The sequence below is a fragment of the Sagittula sp. SSi028 genome (assembly GCF_048553715.1).
Lineage (GTDB): Bacteria > Pseudomonadota > Alphaproteobacteria > Rhodobacterales > Rhodobacteraceae > Sagittula.
On record NZ_JBLZNC010000018.1, the window covers coordinates 1 to 16,668 of the forward strand.

Annotated in this window: 16 protein-coding genes; 12 read left to right on the top strand and 4 right to left on the bottom strand. The window is 62.5% G+C overall.

What is annotated here, in order from left to right; translation table 11 throughout:
- Positions 1-554 precede the first annotated feature (554 nt).
- Entirely contained in the window at positions 555-866 is a 312-nt protein-coding gene (locus ACN5AZ_RS17935; protein ID WP_419430277.1) for an ETC complex I subunit, read from the bottom strand.
- A 179-nt stretch (positions 867-1,045) separates the two neighbouring features.
- On the opposite strand from ACN5AZ_RS17935, the gene uvrB reads away from it, so the two are divergent.
- Positions 1,046-3,238 (top strand): excinuclease ABC subunit UvrB, encoded by a 2,193-nt coding sequence (gene uvrB / locus ACN5AZ_RS17940; RefSeq protein ID WP_419430278.1) that lies wholly within the window; start codon positions 1,046-1,048, stop codon positions 3,236-3,238.
- Between the two features lie 153 nt (positions 3,239-3,391).
- Here uvrB and ybgC read toward each other — a convergent pair whose 3' ends face one another.
- Both ybgC and ACN5AZ_RS17950 read right to left on the bottom strand, forming a co-directional pair.
- Positions 3,392-3,778, bottom strand: a complete 387-nt coding sequence (gene ybgC / locus ACN5AZ_RS17945; protein WP_419430279.1) for a tol-pal system-associated acyl-CoA thioesterase — start codon at positions 3,776-3,778, stop codon at positions 3,392-3,394.
- Positions 3,779-3,844: 66 nt separating this feature from the next.
- On the bottom strand, positions 3,845-5,248 hold the full coding sequence (locus ACN5AZ_RS17950) for a diguanylate cyclase domain-containing protein (protein WP_419430280.1): 1,404 nt from the start codon (positions 5,246-5,248) through the stop codon (positions 3,845-3,847).
- 236 nt (positions 5,249-5,484) lie between these two features.
- On the opposite strand from ACN5AZ_RS17950, the gene tolQ reads away from it, so the two are divergent.
- Genes tolQ through ACN5AZ_RS17965 form a run of 3 tightly spaced genes read left to right on the top strand, consistent with a single transcriptional unit; the run spans position 5,485 to position 7,854 of the window.
- Positions 5,485-6,180: a protein TolQ gene (tolQ, locus tag ACN5AZ_RS17955; protein ID WP_419430281.1), complete on the top strand. Its 696-nt coding sequence runs from the start codon at positions 5,485-5,487 to the stop codon at positions 6,178-6,180.
- A gap of 3 nt (positions 6,181-6,183) precedes the next feature.
- Positions 6,184-6,657 carry a protein TolR gene (gene tolR, locus ACN5AZ_RS17960; protein ID WP_419430282.1) on the top strand — a complete coding sequence of 158 codons (474 nt, stop codon included), beginning with the start codon at positions 6,184-6,186 and terminating at the stop codon, positions 6,655-6,657.
- Positions 6,658-6,669: 12 nt separating this feature from the next.
- Positions 6,670-7,854, top strand: a complete 1,185-nt coding sequence (locus ACN5AZ_RS17965; protein WP_419430283.1) for a cell envelope biogenesis protein TolA — start codon at positions 6,670-6,672, stop codon at positions 7,852-7,854.
- A gap of 124 nt (positions 7,855-7,978) precedes the next feature.
- Here ACN5AZ_RS17965 and ACN5AZ_RS17970 read toward each other — a convergent pair whose 3' ends face one another.
- Positions 7,979-8,533 (bottom strand): hypothetical protein, encoded by a 555-nt coding sequence (locus tag ACN5AZ_RS17970; protein WP_419430284.1) that lies wholly within the window; start codon positions 8,531-8,533, stop codon positions 7,979-7,981.
- Positions 8,534-8,833: 300 nt separating this feature from the next.
- On the opposite strand from ACN5AZ_RS17970, the gene tolB reads away from it, so the two are divergent.
- From tolB to ACN5AZ_RS18010, 8 genes are all read left to right on the top strand, one after another.
- On the top strand, positions 8,834-10,156 hold the full coding sequence (gene tolB, locus ACN5AZ_RS17975) for a Tol-Pal system beta propeller repeat protein TolB (RefSeq protein WP_419430292.1): 1,323 nt from the start codon (positions 8,834-8,836) through the stop codon (positions 10,154-10,156).
- 107 nt (positions 10,157-10,263) lie between these two features.
- Positions 10,264-10,800 carry a peptidoglycan-associated lipoprotein Pal gene (gene pal / locus ACN5AZ_RS17980; RefSeq protein WP_419430285.1) on the top strand — a complete coding sequence of 179 codons (537 nt, stop codon included), beginning with the start codon at positions 10,264-10,266 and terminating at the stop codon, positions 10,798-10,800.
- Positions 10,801-10,804: 4 nt separating this feature from the next.
- On the top strand, positions 10,805-11,641 hold the full coding sequence (locus tag ACN5AZ_RS17985) for a tetratricopeptide repeat protein (RefSeq protein ID WP_419430286.1): 837 nt from the start codon (positions 10,805-10,807) through the stop codon (positions 11,639-11,641).
- A 108-nt stretch (positions 11,642-11,749) separates the two neighbouring features.
- Positions 11,750-12,961: a tRNA lysidine(34) synthetase TilS gene (gene tilS, locus ACN5AZ_RS17990; protein ID WP_419430287.1), complete on the top strand. Its 1,212-nt coding sequence runs from the start codon at positions 11,750-11,752 to the stop codon at positions 12,959-12,961.
- 78 nt (positions 12,962-13,039) lie between these two features.
- Positions 13,040-14,950, top strand: coding sequence for an ATP-dependent zinc metalloprotease FtsH (ftsH, locus tag ACN5AZ_RS17995; RefSeq protein ID WP_419430288.1), 1,911 nt, complete (start codon positions 13,040-13,042; stop codon positions 14,948-14,950).
- Positions 14,951-15,088: 138 nt separating this feature from the next.
- Entirely contained in the window at positions 15,089-15,682 is a 594-nt protein-coding gene (locus tag ACN5AZ_RS18000) for an MOSC domain-containing protein (RefSeq protein WP_419430289.1), read from the top strand.
- Between the two features lie 151 nt (positions 15,683-15,833).
- Complete coding sequence (locus ACN5AZ_RS18005; RefSeq protein ID WP_419430290.1) at positions 15,834-16,151, top strand: chorismate mutase; 318 nt, start codon at positions 15,834-15,836, stop codon at positions 16,149-16,151.
- A 64-nt stretch (positions 16,152-16,215) separates the two neighbouring features.
- Positions 16,216-16,668 (top strand): tetrahydrofolate dehydrogenase/cyclohydrolase catalytic domain-containing protein (locus ACN5AZ_RS18010; protein WP_419430291.1); only part of this gene is annotated, 453 nt, incomplete at its 3' end.

Consider the following 16,668-nt stretch of genomic DNA (forward strand, 5'->3'; position numbering starts at 1 on the left):
GTTGCGCCTCCTGCCGCGGTCCCATCATCGCCGATCCTCCCAATCTCTTCAGGAATTGAAGCAGCCGACGGCCCTTCGATCAAGCACGAGCTTTTCAACAAAATACGCCCAATTCTGTTGGAAACACCCGTTTGCCGGCGCAGAATGTTGATTGTCACTGAGAACTGACGCTGGTAGCCTTATAAATTGTCACTGAGAGCTGACCCACGTGAACACATTTCCCCAACGTTTTTGTTTGGGGGGATTTGGAGTGATCAATATGGGATTTTTTTAAGTGTCATCCACCGCTGTCAATGCGCGAGCTGTGTGACACGTTCGGATGTCGGGGTGCCTGTTGGCTCTGAAAGCCGGAGCGTTTCCGACGTAAATCGACCAAGACGTATCTGCTGCAGAGAAGCCTCCGCATCACCGTGCATAGGCCCGTGTAGGGTTGCGATCTTGGATCTAACCACATTTAGGCGATGGTCATAGTCCGGACGCTATACTCGGGAAAGTCACCGTTGTCGCGGGATCCTTGCCCCTATTTCGAGACAACTTTGGCCGGATTTACGCAACTAGTGCGTCCAGGGGGCGCGGCGGTCGGTGGCGAAATTTTCGGCGTAGCCGCGCTGGCGGATGTTGTGCTTGCGCTTTTTGGGTTCGGTCACCGTGGCATCGATGCCGTGTTCCTTGGCGTAGGCAAGAGCCGCGTCTTTGGTGTCGAACCGCAGGCGCACCTGGCTTTGTGTGTCTTGGGACGAGGTCCAGCCCATCAGCGGATCAATCGTGCGCGGACTGTCCTGAACATAGTCGAGGTACCAGTGCCGTGTCTTGCCCTGACCAGAGGACATTGCAGTTTTTGCCGGTTGATAGATGCGTGCGCGCATGTCGACAGCTCCTTGAATCACCCTGCTTATCCGAAATTCGGGACGCGAGGGCAACTGTCGATGCTGCGCCATTTGTCACGGATTGCGCGGAAGCCGCGGGGCAGCGGGGTGCAGGGGTGGCGCGACGGCCTGTGCGGGCCTATCTAAAGGGCGACCCGCCGATTTAGGACCGATAGCCCATGCACAACAACAACCCGCAATCCATGCCGATCCTGAATTCGCCCGCCCCGGACGTACGCACGCGCGAAAAGCTGGAAGGCGGTCAGCGGTTCCGCATGGCGACGGAGTTCTCTCCGGCGGGAGACCAGCCCACAGCCATTGCCGAGCTGTCCGGCGGTATTCTCGACGGCGAGCGTGATCAGGTCCTGCTGGGCGCGACCGGCACCGGCAAGACCTTTACCATGGCCAAGATCATCGAGGAAACCCAGCGCCCCGCCATCATTCTTGCACCGAACAAGACCTTGGCGGCGCAATTGTACGGCGAATTCAAAGGGTTCTTTCCGGACAACGCGGTCGAGTATTTCGTGTCCTACTACGACTATTATCAGCCAGAGGCCTATGTCGCGCGGTCGGATACTTTCATCGAGAAAGAAAGCCAGATCAACGAACAGATCGACCGGATGCGCCACTCTGCCACCCGGGCTTTGCTGGAACGCGACGATGTGATCATCGTGGCCTCGGTGTCTTGTATCTATGGTATCGGGTCGGTGGAAACTTACGGGGCCATGGCGCAGGATCTGTATGTCGGGCGGGAATATGATCAGCGTCAGGTTATGGCCGATCTGGTGGCGCAGCAGTACCGGCGCAACGATCAGGCGTTCCAGCGCGGGTCGTTTCGCGTGCGCGGTGATGTGATCGAGATCTGGCCCGCCCACCTTGAGGATCGCGCATGGCGGCTGTCCTTCTTTGGTGAAGAGCTGGAGTCGCTCACGGAATTCGATCCGCTGACCGGCACCAAGACCGACACCTTCGAACGCATCCGCCTGTACGCCAACAGCCACTACGTCACGCCGCGCCCGACGATGCAGCAGGCGGTCATTTCCATCAAGAAAGAGCTGCGCCAGCGGCTGGATCAACTGGTGGGCGAAGGCAAGCTGTTGGAGGCACAGCGGCTGGAGCAGCGCACCAACTTCGACATCGAAATGCTGGAGGCCACAGGCGTCTGCAACGGGATCGAAAACTATTCACGTTATCTGACCGGGCGTGCACCGGGGGAACCGCCCCCCACCTTGTTTGAATTCATCCCCGACAATGCCATCGTTTTTGCGGATGAAAGCCACGTCTCCGTGCCGCAGATCGGCGGCATGTACCGGGGCGACTACCGGCGCAAATTCACACTGGCCGAACATGGGTTCCGCCTGCCGTCGTGCATGGACAACCGTCCGCTGAAGTTCGAGGAATGGGACGCCATGCGCCCGCAGTCGATCTTTGTCTCTGCCACCCCCGCCGCGTGGGAGCTGGAGCAATCCGGCGGCGTGTTCAGCGAACAGGTGATCCGTCCCACGGGACTGCTTGATCCGGTGGTCGAGGTGCGCCCGGTGGACATGCAGGTGGACGACCTGCTGGACGAGATCCGCAAGGTCACCGCCGCAGGCATGCGCACTCTGGCCACGGTGCTGACCAAACGCATGGCCGAGGATTTGACCGAATACCTGCATGAACAGGGGATCAAGGTCCGCTACATGCACTCGGACATCGATACCATCGAACGCATCGAGATCCTGCGGGATTTGCGTCTTGGGGCCTTCGACGTGCTGGTGGGGATCAACCTGCTGCGCGAGGGGTTGGACATTCCCGAATGTGGGCTGGTGGCCATTCTGGACGCGGATAAGGAGGGCTTTCTGCGCTCGGAAACCTCGCTGGTGCAGACGATTGGTCGCGCTGCGCGGAACGCTGATGGGCGGGTGATCATGTATGCCGATCGCATGACCGGCTCCATGGAGCGCGCCATTGGCGAGACCAACCGCCGCCGCGAAAAACAGATCGCCTATAACAAGGAACACGGCATCACCCCCGCGACGGTCAAGAAGAACGTCGATGATATTCTCGCCGGTCTGTATCAGGGCGACACCGATCAGTCGCGCGTCACCGCCACCATCGACAAGAAACATCAGGGCTCGAACATTCAGGCGGTTCTGGACGGGTTGCGCACCGATATGCGCAAGGCGGCGGAGAACCTCGAGTTCGAGGAAGCCGCCCGCCTGCGCGATGAGGTCAAGCGGCTCGAAGCGGTGGAACTGGCGGTCTCTGATGATCCTCTGGCGCGTCAGCAGGCCGTGGAAAAGGCGTCTGAAGATGCCGTCAAGGCGCGTGGCCGGTCCACCGCTGGCAAGCCCGGCCAGCGGGGCGGTGTGAAACGGCGCAAGCGATAGGAGCGGCAGTGGGCCACCCCACCGCCTTAGGTGGCCAATTCGCGGTCGGCAAAGATCCCGATGATCATGGCGGCGGTTCATGTGAAATGTGTGCCGCCACAGGGTTCTGCCGTGATGGGGTGGTGGCTGGGGCGAAGATGGGCGCAGATCCGGTCAGTTGACGCGCGGCCGCAGTTGGGCGGGCAGGCGGGTGGGGTGGCCATCCAGCGTGGCGCAGACGGCGGTGACCTCGGCGCGGAACAACACGGTGCCTTGGCGCTGCACCTCTTGTGTCATCACAAGGCGGACCCCGGTCATGGATTTCACATCGGTCACAATGTCCAGCGTATCATCATAGCGGGCGGCGGCGAGGTAATCCGCCTCGATCCGGCGTACGACAAAGACGATACCCGCCTCGCGCATGGCGTTCTGGTCCAGCCCTTGCTCCCGCACCCAGTCAGAGCGCGCTCTTTCGATAAATTTCAGGTAGTTGGCATGATAGACGATACCGGCCATGTCGGTGTCTTCGTAATAGACGCGAACGGCAAAATGGTGTGGCATGGGGCACGCTCCGGCTGCTTTTGGGGGCAGGTTATCCGCGCCGCCAAGCATCGTACAGGGGCCGTTTCAGCCTTCTCGCACTGTCAGAGTGTCCGTGCCGTTGGTGGCCGGAGCCGGTACTGGGGTGGTCGAGACAAGCTTGATCTTCGCGTCCATATGCATGCGGTTTCGCCCGCCCCGCTTTGCCTTGTACAACGCGGCGTCCGCAGCAGATAGAACGGTTTCCAGCGATTTGATCAGCGGTGCGGTCGGTGCGTAGCTTGCCCCGATGGATACGGTCAACGGTGCGGCCCCGGGGGCGGGCGGGGGTAGGTCAGAAACAGCTTTCAACATGGCGGCACCCCGGCGCGGCAGCTCTTCCATGGGGGTGTTGCGGAGCAGGATCAGAAATTCCTCGCCGCCCCAGCGGGCGACGGTATCGGTGATTTTACAGGACCGCCGCAAGGCATTCGATACGTCAATGATCGCCTGATCCCCCACCAGATGGCCGTGGGCGTCATTCACCTCTTTGAAGTTGTCGATATCGACCAGCAGAACCCCGATCGGCATGTGTTTGACGGTGGTGATGTAGTCGTCCATGGCGGCGCGCCGCGAGGCAAGTCCAGTCATGTTGTCGGTCTGTGTCTCACCCAGAAGCAACCGTTCCGCCCGTGCGCTTTCCTGCAGCAGTTCCACCAGTTTGAAGCTGAAAACCACCACAATGATCCATGTCGCAATGGTTTCCAGCGTGACAAGGGCAGGCGCATAGGTTTCCGCATCGTGCCAGCCGTAACGTGCGGACAGAATCATCAGCAGGTCAAGCGCCAGCAACGAGGCAAGCTGCGCACGGACCAGTCGGCTTGCGGCCCCGATGCTGAAAACGGCGCGGACAAAACGGTGCCGGACAAAGCGGACCAGCCCGGCCCCCCATAGCCCGAACAGCGCAATGATGGTGCTGACCGACATGGCGCCATGAAATTCGGTCGTATTGGACAGATGCCCGTTCATGGCTACCATCGGCGGCAGGAATGCCAACCCATGCAGTGAAGTCGCGAGGACCGGCAGGTGCGACTTGAACAGTTGGCCCCCGGCAATCAGGCTCAGGGTGAGGGCCGTATTCCATCCCATCATACCCACACCCAGTGTGTCTGGCAGAAACACCGCGACCGAGGATGAGACGGGAAAGCAGGCGCACAAGGCCAGAACAGCGAACCAGGCAGCGCGCTCTTTGCTGGATGGCGGCATCAAGGGGCGCTGGAGTGCCATCGCCGTCACTGAAAACAAGATAGCGACAAGGGTGAGCGGGTTGGTGCGTGCGGTCCCTTCGCCTGCAGCGAAAGAGAGCGTCAGTTCATTGGCGTAGGTTGTCAGGATCGTGGCTACGGCCAAGGCCACAAGGGCGAGCGACCAGAGCCTGAAGGTGACAGCAAACCACAAATTGGGCGTGCTGTACTTCAAGGCGGTCAGCCTGTTTCTCGCCTTGATCGCCATATCTGGAAAAGCCGGTTTCGAATAAAAGACGGATCACATGCTCGTTTGGATTAGTTAACAAAACCTTACGACCTGCAAAAAAGTTAACCTGCCAATCGTGCCGTGGGCGGTGTTTTGCGCATTCAGGGGTGTTAGCGGCCTTCGCGCTGCAATTTCGTGGTGTTTCCCCTAAAATTACGCTAACGAGCCCCTTAATACGGTCACGACAGAGGGCCGAAAGCAAGAAGAGCAGGTTCATGGAAGCAGATGTTGCCACCCTCGCGCAGGGGATTGATTTCTCGTTCTGGGGATTGTTTGCGCGCGCGACGCTGACGGTGAAAATCGTCATGCTGATGCTGATCGCGGCCTCGGTTTGGTCCTGGGCGATCATCTTTGAGAAATTCGTGACATACCGCAAGGCGCGGCGCGAGGCTGCGGCCTTTGATCGTATGTTCTGGTCTGGTGAGCCGCTGGACGAGCTGTTCGACCAGCTTGGCCCCGAACCTGCGGGCCGGTCGGATCGTGTGTTCGCGGCCGGTATGATCGAATGGCGCCGGTCCCACCGCGAAGATGGCGGGCTGATCGCCAATGCACAAAGCCGGATCGACCGCAGCATGGATGTGGCCATCACCAAAGAGGCCGACACCCTGCAGCGCGGCCTGCCTGTTCTGGCCACCATCGGGTCGACCTCTCCGTTTATCGGTCTGTTCGGGACAGTTTTCGGTATCATGCATTCGTTTGTGCAGATCGCTGAATCGCAGAACACCTCGCTGGTCGTTGTGGCACCGGGCATCGCCGAGGCGCTGCTGGCCACCGGTCTGGGCCTGCTGGCCGCGATCCCCGCGGTGATCTTCTACAACAAGTTCAGCGCGGACGCGGACCGGATCGTGGGCAACTACGAAGCCTTCGCAGACGAGTTCTCGACCATTCTATCGCGCCAGTTGGACGCCTGATCCATGGGAGCAGGTGTCACCAAAAGCGCAGGTGGCGGCAAGCGGCGGCGCAGGTCGCGCCGATCCTCTGCTGCGGCCATGTCTGAAATCAACGTCACGCCCTTTGTGGATGTGATGCTGGTGCTGCTGATCATCTTTATGGTGGCCGCGCCCATGCTGACGGTGGGGGTTCCGGTGGAGCTGCCCAAAACCGCCGCGCAGGCGTTGCCGCAGGACACCGAAGAGCCGCTGACCGTCACGCTGATGGGCGATGGTGCCGTCATGATCCAAACCACCGAAGTGGCTCGGGACGAGCTGGTCAACCGCTTGCGCGCCATCGCGGCAGAGCGGGCGGACGATCGCGTGTATCTGCGCGCGGACGGTGCGGTGCCTTACGAGCAAGTGGCACAGGTGATGGGCGCATTGAACGCCGGTGGGTTTTCGTCGATCGGGCTTGTCACGGATGTGGGCGGGCCTGCTTTGGACGCGCAGGAATAAGGCCGGGCGGCTGTGTCGCGATACGTCAAAATATCTGCCGGGGTGCACGCCGCGGCCTTTGTCTGGCTCATGCTGGGCAACTTCTTTGATGCGGCCCCGCCAGAGGTGTCGGTCGCGGATGTCACTGTGCTGTCCGAAGAGGACTTCGCCGCGCTGACCACGCCGCAGCCTGCGCCTGTCGAGACGCCGGAGCCTACACCCGCGCCGGAACCAGAGCCCACGCCCGCGCCGGAGCCAAGCCCGGAACCTGTTCCCGCGCCTGAGCCTGAGCCCGTTCCGACACCGGAGCCAACACCTGCGCCAGAACCGACACCTTCCCCCGCGCCGGAACCGGAGCCCGTGCCGACACCAGCCCCCGCGCCGACGCCGCAGCCTGATCCGCTGCCTTTGCCAGAGCCCGCGCCGATCCCGCCCGCGCCACAAGTGCTGGCCCCTGAAAGCTCGCGCCGTCCACAGCCGCGCCCTGCGCCGCGCGTGGCAGACGAACCTGTCGCACCGCCAGACCCGGAGGCCGTGCGCGCGGACGAGACGCAGCAAGCCGCCAATCCCGATGCGGTCAGTCCCGACGTGGCCGAAGACCAGCAAGAGGCCACCGCGCCCGAGGAAACGACCACCGAGATCGTCACCGAGGCGGAGGAGCCATCGGGTGCTCAGGAACAACAAGCCTCGCGCGCGCCGGAATCGTCAGTGCGTCCACGCACCCGCCCGCAACGCACCGCCACAGCCGACCCGGCACCGGCGGCTGAAACATCTGCGCCTTCCCAGCCGTCAGAGCCAGCCAGCGATCCGGTGGAGGACGCCTTGACCGCTGCCTTGGCGCAAGAGCTGTCCGCCGACAGCGGGGGCGGGTCCGATGCCCCGCAAGGGCCGCCGCTGACGCAGGGCGAAAAGGACGCGATGAAACTGGCCGTCAACGCCTGCTGGGTTGTCGATGTGGGCAACCAGGCGGCGGATGTGACCGTGACCCTGGGCTTTGACATGAACCGCGATGGCACGGTGGTCAGCAACTCGATCCGCATGATCGCGGCCGAGGGCGGCAGTGGTGCGGCGGCAGACACCGCCTTTCAATGGGCGCGCCGGGCTGTGCTGCGCTGTCAGATCGAACAGGGCGGGTCCTATGATCTGCCGGCAGAGAAATATGACAGCTGGCAGCGGATCGAGATGACATTCAATCCGCGCGACATGCGCCTGCGATAAACGATCACCCGAACATGAAAACCCCCGCCTGCCGTGCCGCAGGCGGGGGTTTCTGTCAGGTGCCCCCGTCGATCCGATCCCAAGCGGGGAGGGAACCACGCCGGCGCGTCGACGGGGGGGGCTGTCACAGTCCTGCGTGTGGCGGGACGTCGACAACTCTGACACGCGGGCGCGCTTTGCTGCGCCGCGCTGTAACAGGTGGGGTGGGGTGGTCGGCCCCGGGCCGCAGTTGGCAGACCTCGATCAGGATGGCCGCCGCGCTCAGGAAGGGCTGAACATCGTTGCCTTCGCATAGGATCAGCGCATGGCCTTCGGCGGCGTCGATGCGCCCCTGTGCCATGGCGCGGCATGTGTTCAGAAACTGGCGTTCGTTGTCGCTGATATGTGCGGCGCAATCGCTGCAATCGGCAGAGTTGAACCGGAAGGCCGACACCCGCGCGCGCCGCATCGCCTGCACCGCTGACAACACGGCAAAGGCCGCATGCGGTCCGGTGTCGTCCCCGTAGAATTTCAGCGCGGCCGTGACCGCGCCCAGCCAGCCATGACGGTGCGGTTCGGCGAAGCTGCCAAAGTAGTGCCGCGCGACGGTCAGAACGACCAGCTCGGACGGCTGCAGGTTCAGCCGACCCAAGGGGGTGCCACGGGGATCTGCGGCGCATCTGCGAGGGCGATCAGCCATTGAAAACTCCTACGGGTTTGACGGAAATTGGCCATCAGGCCCGCCTGGCGTTTTGCTTGGCTGGCATATCCTTATTAAAACACTTAGGTATAGACAAGGCTGAATTGCGGTTCTCCGCTCAAATTGGCCGCGCAAAGGTGCACAACGGGCCGATAATTCGGCAATTCCCCGCTGAGGCCCCCCTTGAAGGGTGTTTTGTGCGCTGCAAATGCACTGTATTAAGAATGTTGATGCGGACAACAGATCCGCGCGGCAGTTGGTGGGCAGGTCCCGAGGAGGGGTTCCATGATAAGACGAGCCATGACGTGGCTGATTGCAGCTTTGGTGCTGGTGGCAGCCGGTTGGTTTGGAGCGGGTGCCGCCGTGGCGCAAGAGCCGCTGCGGCTGGAAATTGACCGTGGGATCGTCGAGCCCATGCCGGTCGCCGTGCCCGCCTTTGTCGCGGAAAACGCAGGGGCCGAGCAATACGCCCAAGACATCAGCCGCGTCGTCGCCGAAGACCTAGTGGGCACCGGCCTGTTCCGTGAGATCCCCCGTGACGCACACATCAGCCGGGTGTCGACCTTTGCCGCGCCGGTGCAGTTTTCCGACTGGAAGGCGATCAATGCGCAGGCGTTGATCACAGGGGCGGTCAGCACCGACGGGGCGGGCCGTGTGATCGTGAAATTCCGCGCATGGGATGTCTTTGCAGAACGCGAACTGGGCGAGGGCATGCAATTTGCCTCCAGCGCGGATGGCTGGCGCAGGCTGGCGCATAAGGTGGCCGATCAGGTTTATTCCCGCCTGACCGGCGAGGCGCCCTATTTCGACAGCCGTGTGGTCTTTGTCTCCGAAGTCGGTCCCAAGGACAGCCGCCAGAAACGTCTGGGCATCATGGATTACGATGGCGCGAATGTTCAGTACCTGACAGATTCGTCGTCTATCGTGCTGGCCCCGCGGTTCTCGCCCAACGGCAATCAGGTTCTGTACACCTCTTATGCGACAGGTTTCCCGCGCATTCACATACTGGACGTGGGCGCGGTGCAAAGCCGTATTTTGCAGACCAACGAAGGCACCATGAGCTTTGCACCACGCTTTTCGCCGGACGGGCGGATGGTGGTCTACTCCATGACCCAAGGGTCGAACACGGACATCTGGGCCATGGATGTGGCCAGCGGTGCGACGCGCCGGCTGACCTCGACCCCCGCGATTGAAACGGCGCCGTCCTTCTCGCCGGATGGTTCGCGGATTGTGTTTGAATCCGACCGCAGCGGATCACAGCAGTTGTATGTGATGCCCGCCATGGGCGGCGAGGCGCAGCGCATTTCCTTTGGCGACGGGCGTTATGGCACGCCGGTCTGGTCGCCCCGTGGGGACCGCATCGCCTTTACCAAGCAGAACAACGGCCGTTTCCATATTGGCGTGATGAATGTGGATGGCGCCGAAGAGCGCCTGCTGACCGCTTCCTTCCTTGATGAGGGACCCACATGGGCGCCCAACGGGCGGGTCATCATGTTCACCCGTGAAACCCAAGGGGCCGATGGCTCCTCGGCGCTGTATTCGGTGGATATTTCCGGGCGGAACCTGCGCCGCGTGCGCACGCCTGCGGGGGCCTCTGATCCCGCGTGGGGGCCGCTGCAATAACGACTTCGGGATCGGGCCGCGCGCCCGATTCCCATATTCCGTTGTGTGTGATAGCATCGTCACAACAACATATGCGCCAAGAGGCGCGACAGAGCAGGACGACAGTGATGAAACATCTTCCCAAGGCCCTTTTGCTGGTGGCAACACTTGCAGCGGCGGGCTGTACCAATGGCAATCGTTTTGGCGACGCCGGTGATCTGAATGGCGCAAATGGCGCTGGCCTGAACAACGGTGTCACCAGCGGCGTGATCCCCGGCAGCGTCGATGATCCGACCTCGGCGGCCTATTTCAACCAGCGTGTGGGGGACCGTGTGCTGTTCGCCGTCGACCAGTCCACGCTGAGCGCCGAAGGCCGCGCGATTCTGGACGGTCAGGCACAGTGGCTGATGACGAACTCCGACTATCTCGCCGTGATCGAAGGCCACGCCGACGAACAAGGCACCCGCGAGTACAACCTTGCATTGGGCGCGCGCCGGGCGAACTCTGTGATGGAATACCTCGTCAGCAAAGGCATCTCGCAGAGCCGTCTGAAATTCGTCTCCTACGGCAAGGAGCGTCCGATCGAGGTCTGCTCCACCGAGGCTTGTTACTCCAAGAACCGCCGCGCCGTGACCGTGATCGCCGCCGGTGGTCTGACGAGCTAAAGCCATGGGCTGGGGGCTAAAACAACTGGTGCTGGGTGCGGCGTTTGTCGTCGCACCTGTCATGGCCGGGGCGCAGGACACGCTGGCCGACGTCAAGCAGGATCTCGCAATCCTGTCGACGGAGCTGCAAAAGCTCAAGCGTGAGCTGTCCACCACAGGTGGCAGCCAGATCGCTGTCTCCGGTGATCTGTTGCAGCGGGTGAATGTCATCGAATCCGAGCTGTCGCGCATCACTGCCAAGACCGAAGAGCTGGAACATCGCGTCGTGTCCGTGGCCGAAGACGGCTCAAACCGTTTGGGGGATCTGCAATTCCGCGTCTGCGAGCTTGAGCCCGGTTGCGACATTGCCAGCATCGGCCAGAGCCCCGTGTTGGGAGGCGAGACCGGCTCTGCCCCGACACCGGCCCCCGCTGCTCCCAATTCCGGCACGGATGCCTTGCCCTTCGAGGGCGAGCTGGCCGTCAGCGAAGAGGAAGATTACCGCTCGGCGCAGGATGCGCTTGACGGTGGGGATTTCCAACGCGCCTCGGATCTGTTTTTCACCTTCCGCCAGACCTACCCCGGCAGCCCGCTGGAGCCCGCAGCCCTTGTGGGCGAGGGCCGCGCGCTGGAAGGGCAGGGCGACACCCGCGAGGCCGCACGCCGGTTTCTGGATGCCTATAGCGGATTTCCCGACAGCCGTGTCGCCCCCGAGGCGCTCTGGCGTTTGGGTGTAAAGCTGGGGGAGCTTGGCTCCACCCGCGAGGCCTGTGTGACTCTGGCCGAGGTGGGCACCCGTTACCCGGGCAGCGATTACGTGACGCGCGCGACCGAGAGCCGCAGCACGTTTTCTTGTCAGTAACCTTGCTGGGCTAAGGGCTGGGCTGCCCCCAAGCGGGGTAAAAGATTAGACTGTGTGGGGCGCGCGATGACCTTGGATCAACGATTTGCTGACAGTATGGGGGCCCTTTTGGGGCCCTCTTTTCCGTCAGAGATCGGGTTGGCGGTCTCCGGTGGCGGGGATTCGATGGCCATGTTGACGCTGGCGCACAACTGGACGCGGGTCTGGGGCGTGGGCCTGCGGGTGGTGACCATCGACCATGGCTTGCGCCCCGAAGCCGCCGCAGAGGCGGCCATGGTTGCCGAAGAATGCGCCCTGTTGGGATGGCCCCATGACACGTTGCGCTGGCAATGGGACGGGCAGGGCAACAAGATGCAAGCGGCCCGCGAGGGGCGGCTGGCCTTGATCGACGGGTGGCGCGGCACGCTGCGCCATGTGTTGTTTGCCCACACACGCGACGATATCGCCGAAGGGTTCTTGATGCGGTTGGCGCGCGGTGCCGGTGTCGATGGGCTGTCTGCCATGGCGGCGCGGCGGCGTGTACACGGTTTTGACGTGATCCGCCCTTGTCTGGATATGGGTCGCGAAGAACTGCGCCATTACCTGAAAACGCTGCAAGGCCGCTGGGTCGAGGATCCGTCAAACGATGATCCCGCCTATGATCGCGCGCGGGCACGGCAGCTTTTGTCTGTTCTGGAGGCGGAGGGGCTGGGCGTGGATGTGCTGGCGCAAGCGGCTGCGCGGATGGGTCGCGCCCGCGACGCTTTGTCGGCCCGTGCGGCAGACGTTTGGGATCAGGCGGGGGAAGAGGGGGCGATTGACGGCCGGCCCACCGGCGAGATCCTGTTCTACCGTGGGCGGTTCGAGGCGCTGGAACGTGATACGCAGTTGCGTCTGCTGGCAGCGGCGTTGATGTGGGTGTCCGGTCAGGGCTTGCGTCCGCGCATCGCTCCGCTCGAGGCGCTGCTGGACAGGCTGTTGTCGGGCGGCACGGGCACGTTACACGGATGCGAGGCCGCCTGCGAACGGAGTGAAATCAGGATCTTCCGCGAGCTTAAGGCCGTGATGGACGCGCCGCGACACGGGCCGTTGTGGGACGGGCGCTGGTCTTGTGATGCCCACGGGCTGCGCGCCTTGGGCGAGGACGGCTGGCGGCTTTTGCCGGTCGAGAATCGCGCAAGGCATCCACATCGCGCCGCCCGTTCGCTGCCGTCGCTGTGGCAGGGGGATGTTTTACTGGCCTGCCCTGCGGTCAATTTCGGCGACACCCCCGCCGAGATCGAGCTTTTGCCCATGGGCATGCGTGCACTTACCTTCCGACAGTTCCTTGTGACGCATTGAACCAGCCGAACATATGTCTATGTTAAGCCCAAACCGCGCCTTCGGGCCGAATGCTTCCCTGTCAAAGGAGTCGCCGTCTTGGGCAACGCTCGCAATATCGCCTTCTGGGTCGTCCTGTTCCTGCTGATCCTGGCGCTTTTCAACTTGTTCTCTGGTGGGTCGTCCACATTGCAGAGCCGCGAAACGAGCTACACAGAGTTCGTCGACGACGTCGAGGCGGGCAATGTCGTGAATGTCACCATCGACGGTGAACAGGTGCGCTACCGCACCAGCGACCAGCAGGACATGGTCACGATCAAGCCCGAGGATGCCGAAGTCACCGACCTGCTGATCGCGCGCGATGTGCCGGTGACGGCGAAGTCTCAGGAAAGCTCGGGCTTTCAGGTGTTCTTGCTGAACCTGCTGCCGTTCCTGCTGCTGATCGGTGTGTGGATCTACTTCATGAACCGCATGCAAGGTGGTGGCAAAGGCGGCGCCATGGGCTTTGGCAAATCTAAGGCCAAGCTGCTGACCGAAAAGCATGGGCGCGTCACCTTTGATGACGTGGCAGGCATCGACGAAGCCAAAGAAGAGCTTGAGGAAATCGTGGAATTCCTGCGCAACCCGCAGAAGTTCAGCCGTCTCGGCGGCAAGATCCCCAAGGGCGCGCTGCTTGTCGGCCCTCCGGGGACCGGTAAAACCCTGCTGGCGCGCTCTGTCGCGGGTGAGGCGGGTGTGCCGTTCTTCACCATCTCCGGTTCTGACTTTGTCGAGATGTTTGTGGGTGTCGGCGCAAGCCGCGTGCGCGATATGTTCGAGCAGGCGAAAAAGAACGCACCCTGTATCGTGTTCATCGACGAAATCGACGCCGTGGGCCGCGCCCGTGGTCAGGGCTACGGCGGTGGCAACGACGAACGCGAGCAGACGCTCAACCAGCTTCTGGTGGAAATGGACGGCTTCGAGGCCAACGAAGGTGTGATCATCATCGCCGCCACCAACCGCCGCGACGTGCTTGACCCCGCGCTGCTGCGCCCGGGCCGTTTCGACCGACAGGTGACCGTGGGCAACCCGGACATCAAAGGCCGCGAGAAGATCCTTGGCGTGCATGCCAAAAAGACCCCGCTGGGGCCGGACGTTGACCTGCGCATCATCGCGCGCGGCACCCCGGGCTTTTCCGGTGCGGATCTGGCGAACCTCGTGAACGAAGCCGCTCTGATGGCGGCGCGCTACGGTCGACGCTTCGTCACCATGGAGGATTTCGAGAACGCCAAGGACAAGGTCATGATGGGGGCCGAACGCCGCTCCATGGTTTTGACCGACGACCAGAAAGAAAAGACAGCCTACCACGAGGCGGGCCACGCCGTCGTCGGGCTGGCGCTGCCGCAATGTGATCCGGTCTACAAGGCGACGATCATCCCGCGCGGCGGGGCGCTGGGTATGGTCGTCAGCCTGCCGGAAATCGACCGCCTGAACTGGCACAAATCCGAGTGCGAGGAAAAGATGGCGATGACCATGGCCGGCAAGGCCGCCGAGATCATCAAATACGGCGAGGAAAACGTGTCCAACGGTCCTGCGGGCGACATTCAGCAGGCGTCGGCACTGGCGCGCGCGATGGTGCTGCAGTGGGGCATGTCCGACAAGGTGGGCAACATCGACTACCGCGAAGCTGCCGAAGGCTATTCCGGCAACACGGCGGGTCTGTCGGTCTCTGCTGAAACCAAGCGTCTGATCGAGGAAGAGGTCAAACGCCTAATTCAGGAAGCCTATGACCGCGCCTTCCAGATCCTGACGGATCGCAAAGACGATTGGGAGCGTCTGGCGCAGGGCCTGCTGGAATACGAGACCCTGACCGGCGAGGAAATCAAACGCGTTATGCGGGGTGATCCGCCACAGTCGAATGACGACGATGACGCCGATGGTGTGGCTGACAAACCGAGCATCACGGCCATCCCCAAGACCAAGCCGAAGTCGAAACCCTCTGGCGATCTGGAGCCCGAGCCCACGGCCTGAGCCGGTAAGCGACGAACGGACATGCAAACCCCCGGTCCCGACAGGTGATCGGGGGTTTTGCTGTGACGGGTGTCTTTCGGTGGCTTGCATTCGGGCGGGTTTGCGCGGACGGTGGCGCCGACAACCGCAGGAGACCCGATGGCACAAGCGCTCAAACCCACCGACCATTATGCCGAAGTCGTCTGGCTTGGCGTTGTGACAAACGATGACCGCAAAGAGCTGTTGTCAGAAGTTCTGGACGAGGTGCAGCTCGGGTTCGAGGGGATGCCAAGGTCCGTCCATGGCGGGCTGACGCGCGCTTCCTGTTCCCGGGTGCGCCAGCAGTACGCGCGCGGCACGCCGATCCGCAACGAACGCCAGTTGAGCATCGTCAGCGCAGAGGAGCTTGACGCGATTGCGGCCAAGATGGGCGTCGATCAGATTGATCCGGCGCGCATGGGCGCCTCTGTCGTGTTGCGGGGCTTGCCGGATTTTTCGCATGTGCCGCCGTCTTCGCGGCTGCAAGCGCCATCGGGCGCGACATTGGTGGTGGACATGGAAAACCGTCCCTGCCAGTTTCCGGCGCTGTCCATGGCCAAGGTGATCGGTGATGCATCAAAACGGTTCAAGGCGGCTGCCGAGGGCCGTCGCGGCGTGACCGCTTGGGTCGCCGCTGAGGGAGTGTTGCGCCTTGGCGATCGGATGCGATTGCACATCCCCGACCAACCGGCGTGGCAGCCGGGCTTTTTGTAAGCGCGCGCGTGGTCCCCGTGACGCCTTTCGGAAACGGTGTGACGGCGCTCTTCTGCGAATTCGCCCCGCCCACCGTCCCGTCAGGCACGGCCAGCATGGCAATTGTCGCCTGCGCCGGTTAGGGAGCAGTAACAGGATAAGAGGTGCCCCTATGACGCAGCGCAAATCTCCGGCAGAGATCGCAACCATGGCAGAGCTGCGCACCCATATCGATGCTGTGGACCGCGAATTGGTCGCGCTTTTGGCGCGGCGGGAGCGTCTGACAGACCGCGCACCGGCATTGAAACCGGCGGAGGGGATCGCCGCACGCGCGCCGCGTCGCATCAACGAGGTTCTCGACAATGTGCGGCAGGAAGCTTTGCGGCAGGGGCTGGACCCCGCACTGGCGGAGCGGATCTGGCGCGACATGATCGAGACGGTTATCGCCCGCGAGGAACGCGAAATCGGGACAGGCGGACGCGACGGATAACCACGGGGCCAAGGGCCGGATGTGGCGGAATTTTCATGGGATCAGCAAAGGGACAGGGCAACGGATGACAGCAACAGTAATCGACGGCAAAGCATTTGCGGCCACGGTGCGCCAGAAGGTGGCGAGCCATGTGGCGCGGCTGCGCGAGGAGCACGGTATCACCCCCGGGCTTGCGGTGGTGCTGGTGGGCGAGGATCCCGCCAGCCAGGTTTACGTGCGCTCGAAGGGGAAGATGACCGTCGAGGTCGGCATGAACTCTTTCGAGCATAAGCTCGACGCGGACACCTCGGAGGCGGATCTGCTGGCGCTGATCGAACGGCTGAATGCAGATCCCGCGGTGCACGGGATCCTTGTGCAGCTGCCCTTGCCACAGCATCTGAACGAGGATCTGGTGATCAATGCGATCGATCCGGCCAAGGATGTGGACGGGTTCCATATCTCGAATGTGGGGCTGCTGGGCACGGGGCAGAAGTCCATGGTGCCTTGCACGCCGCTGGGCTGTCTGATGATGCTGCGC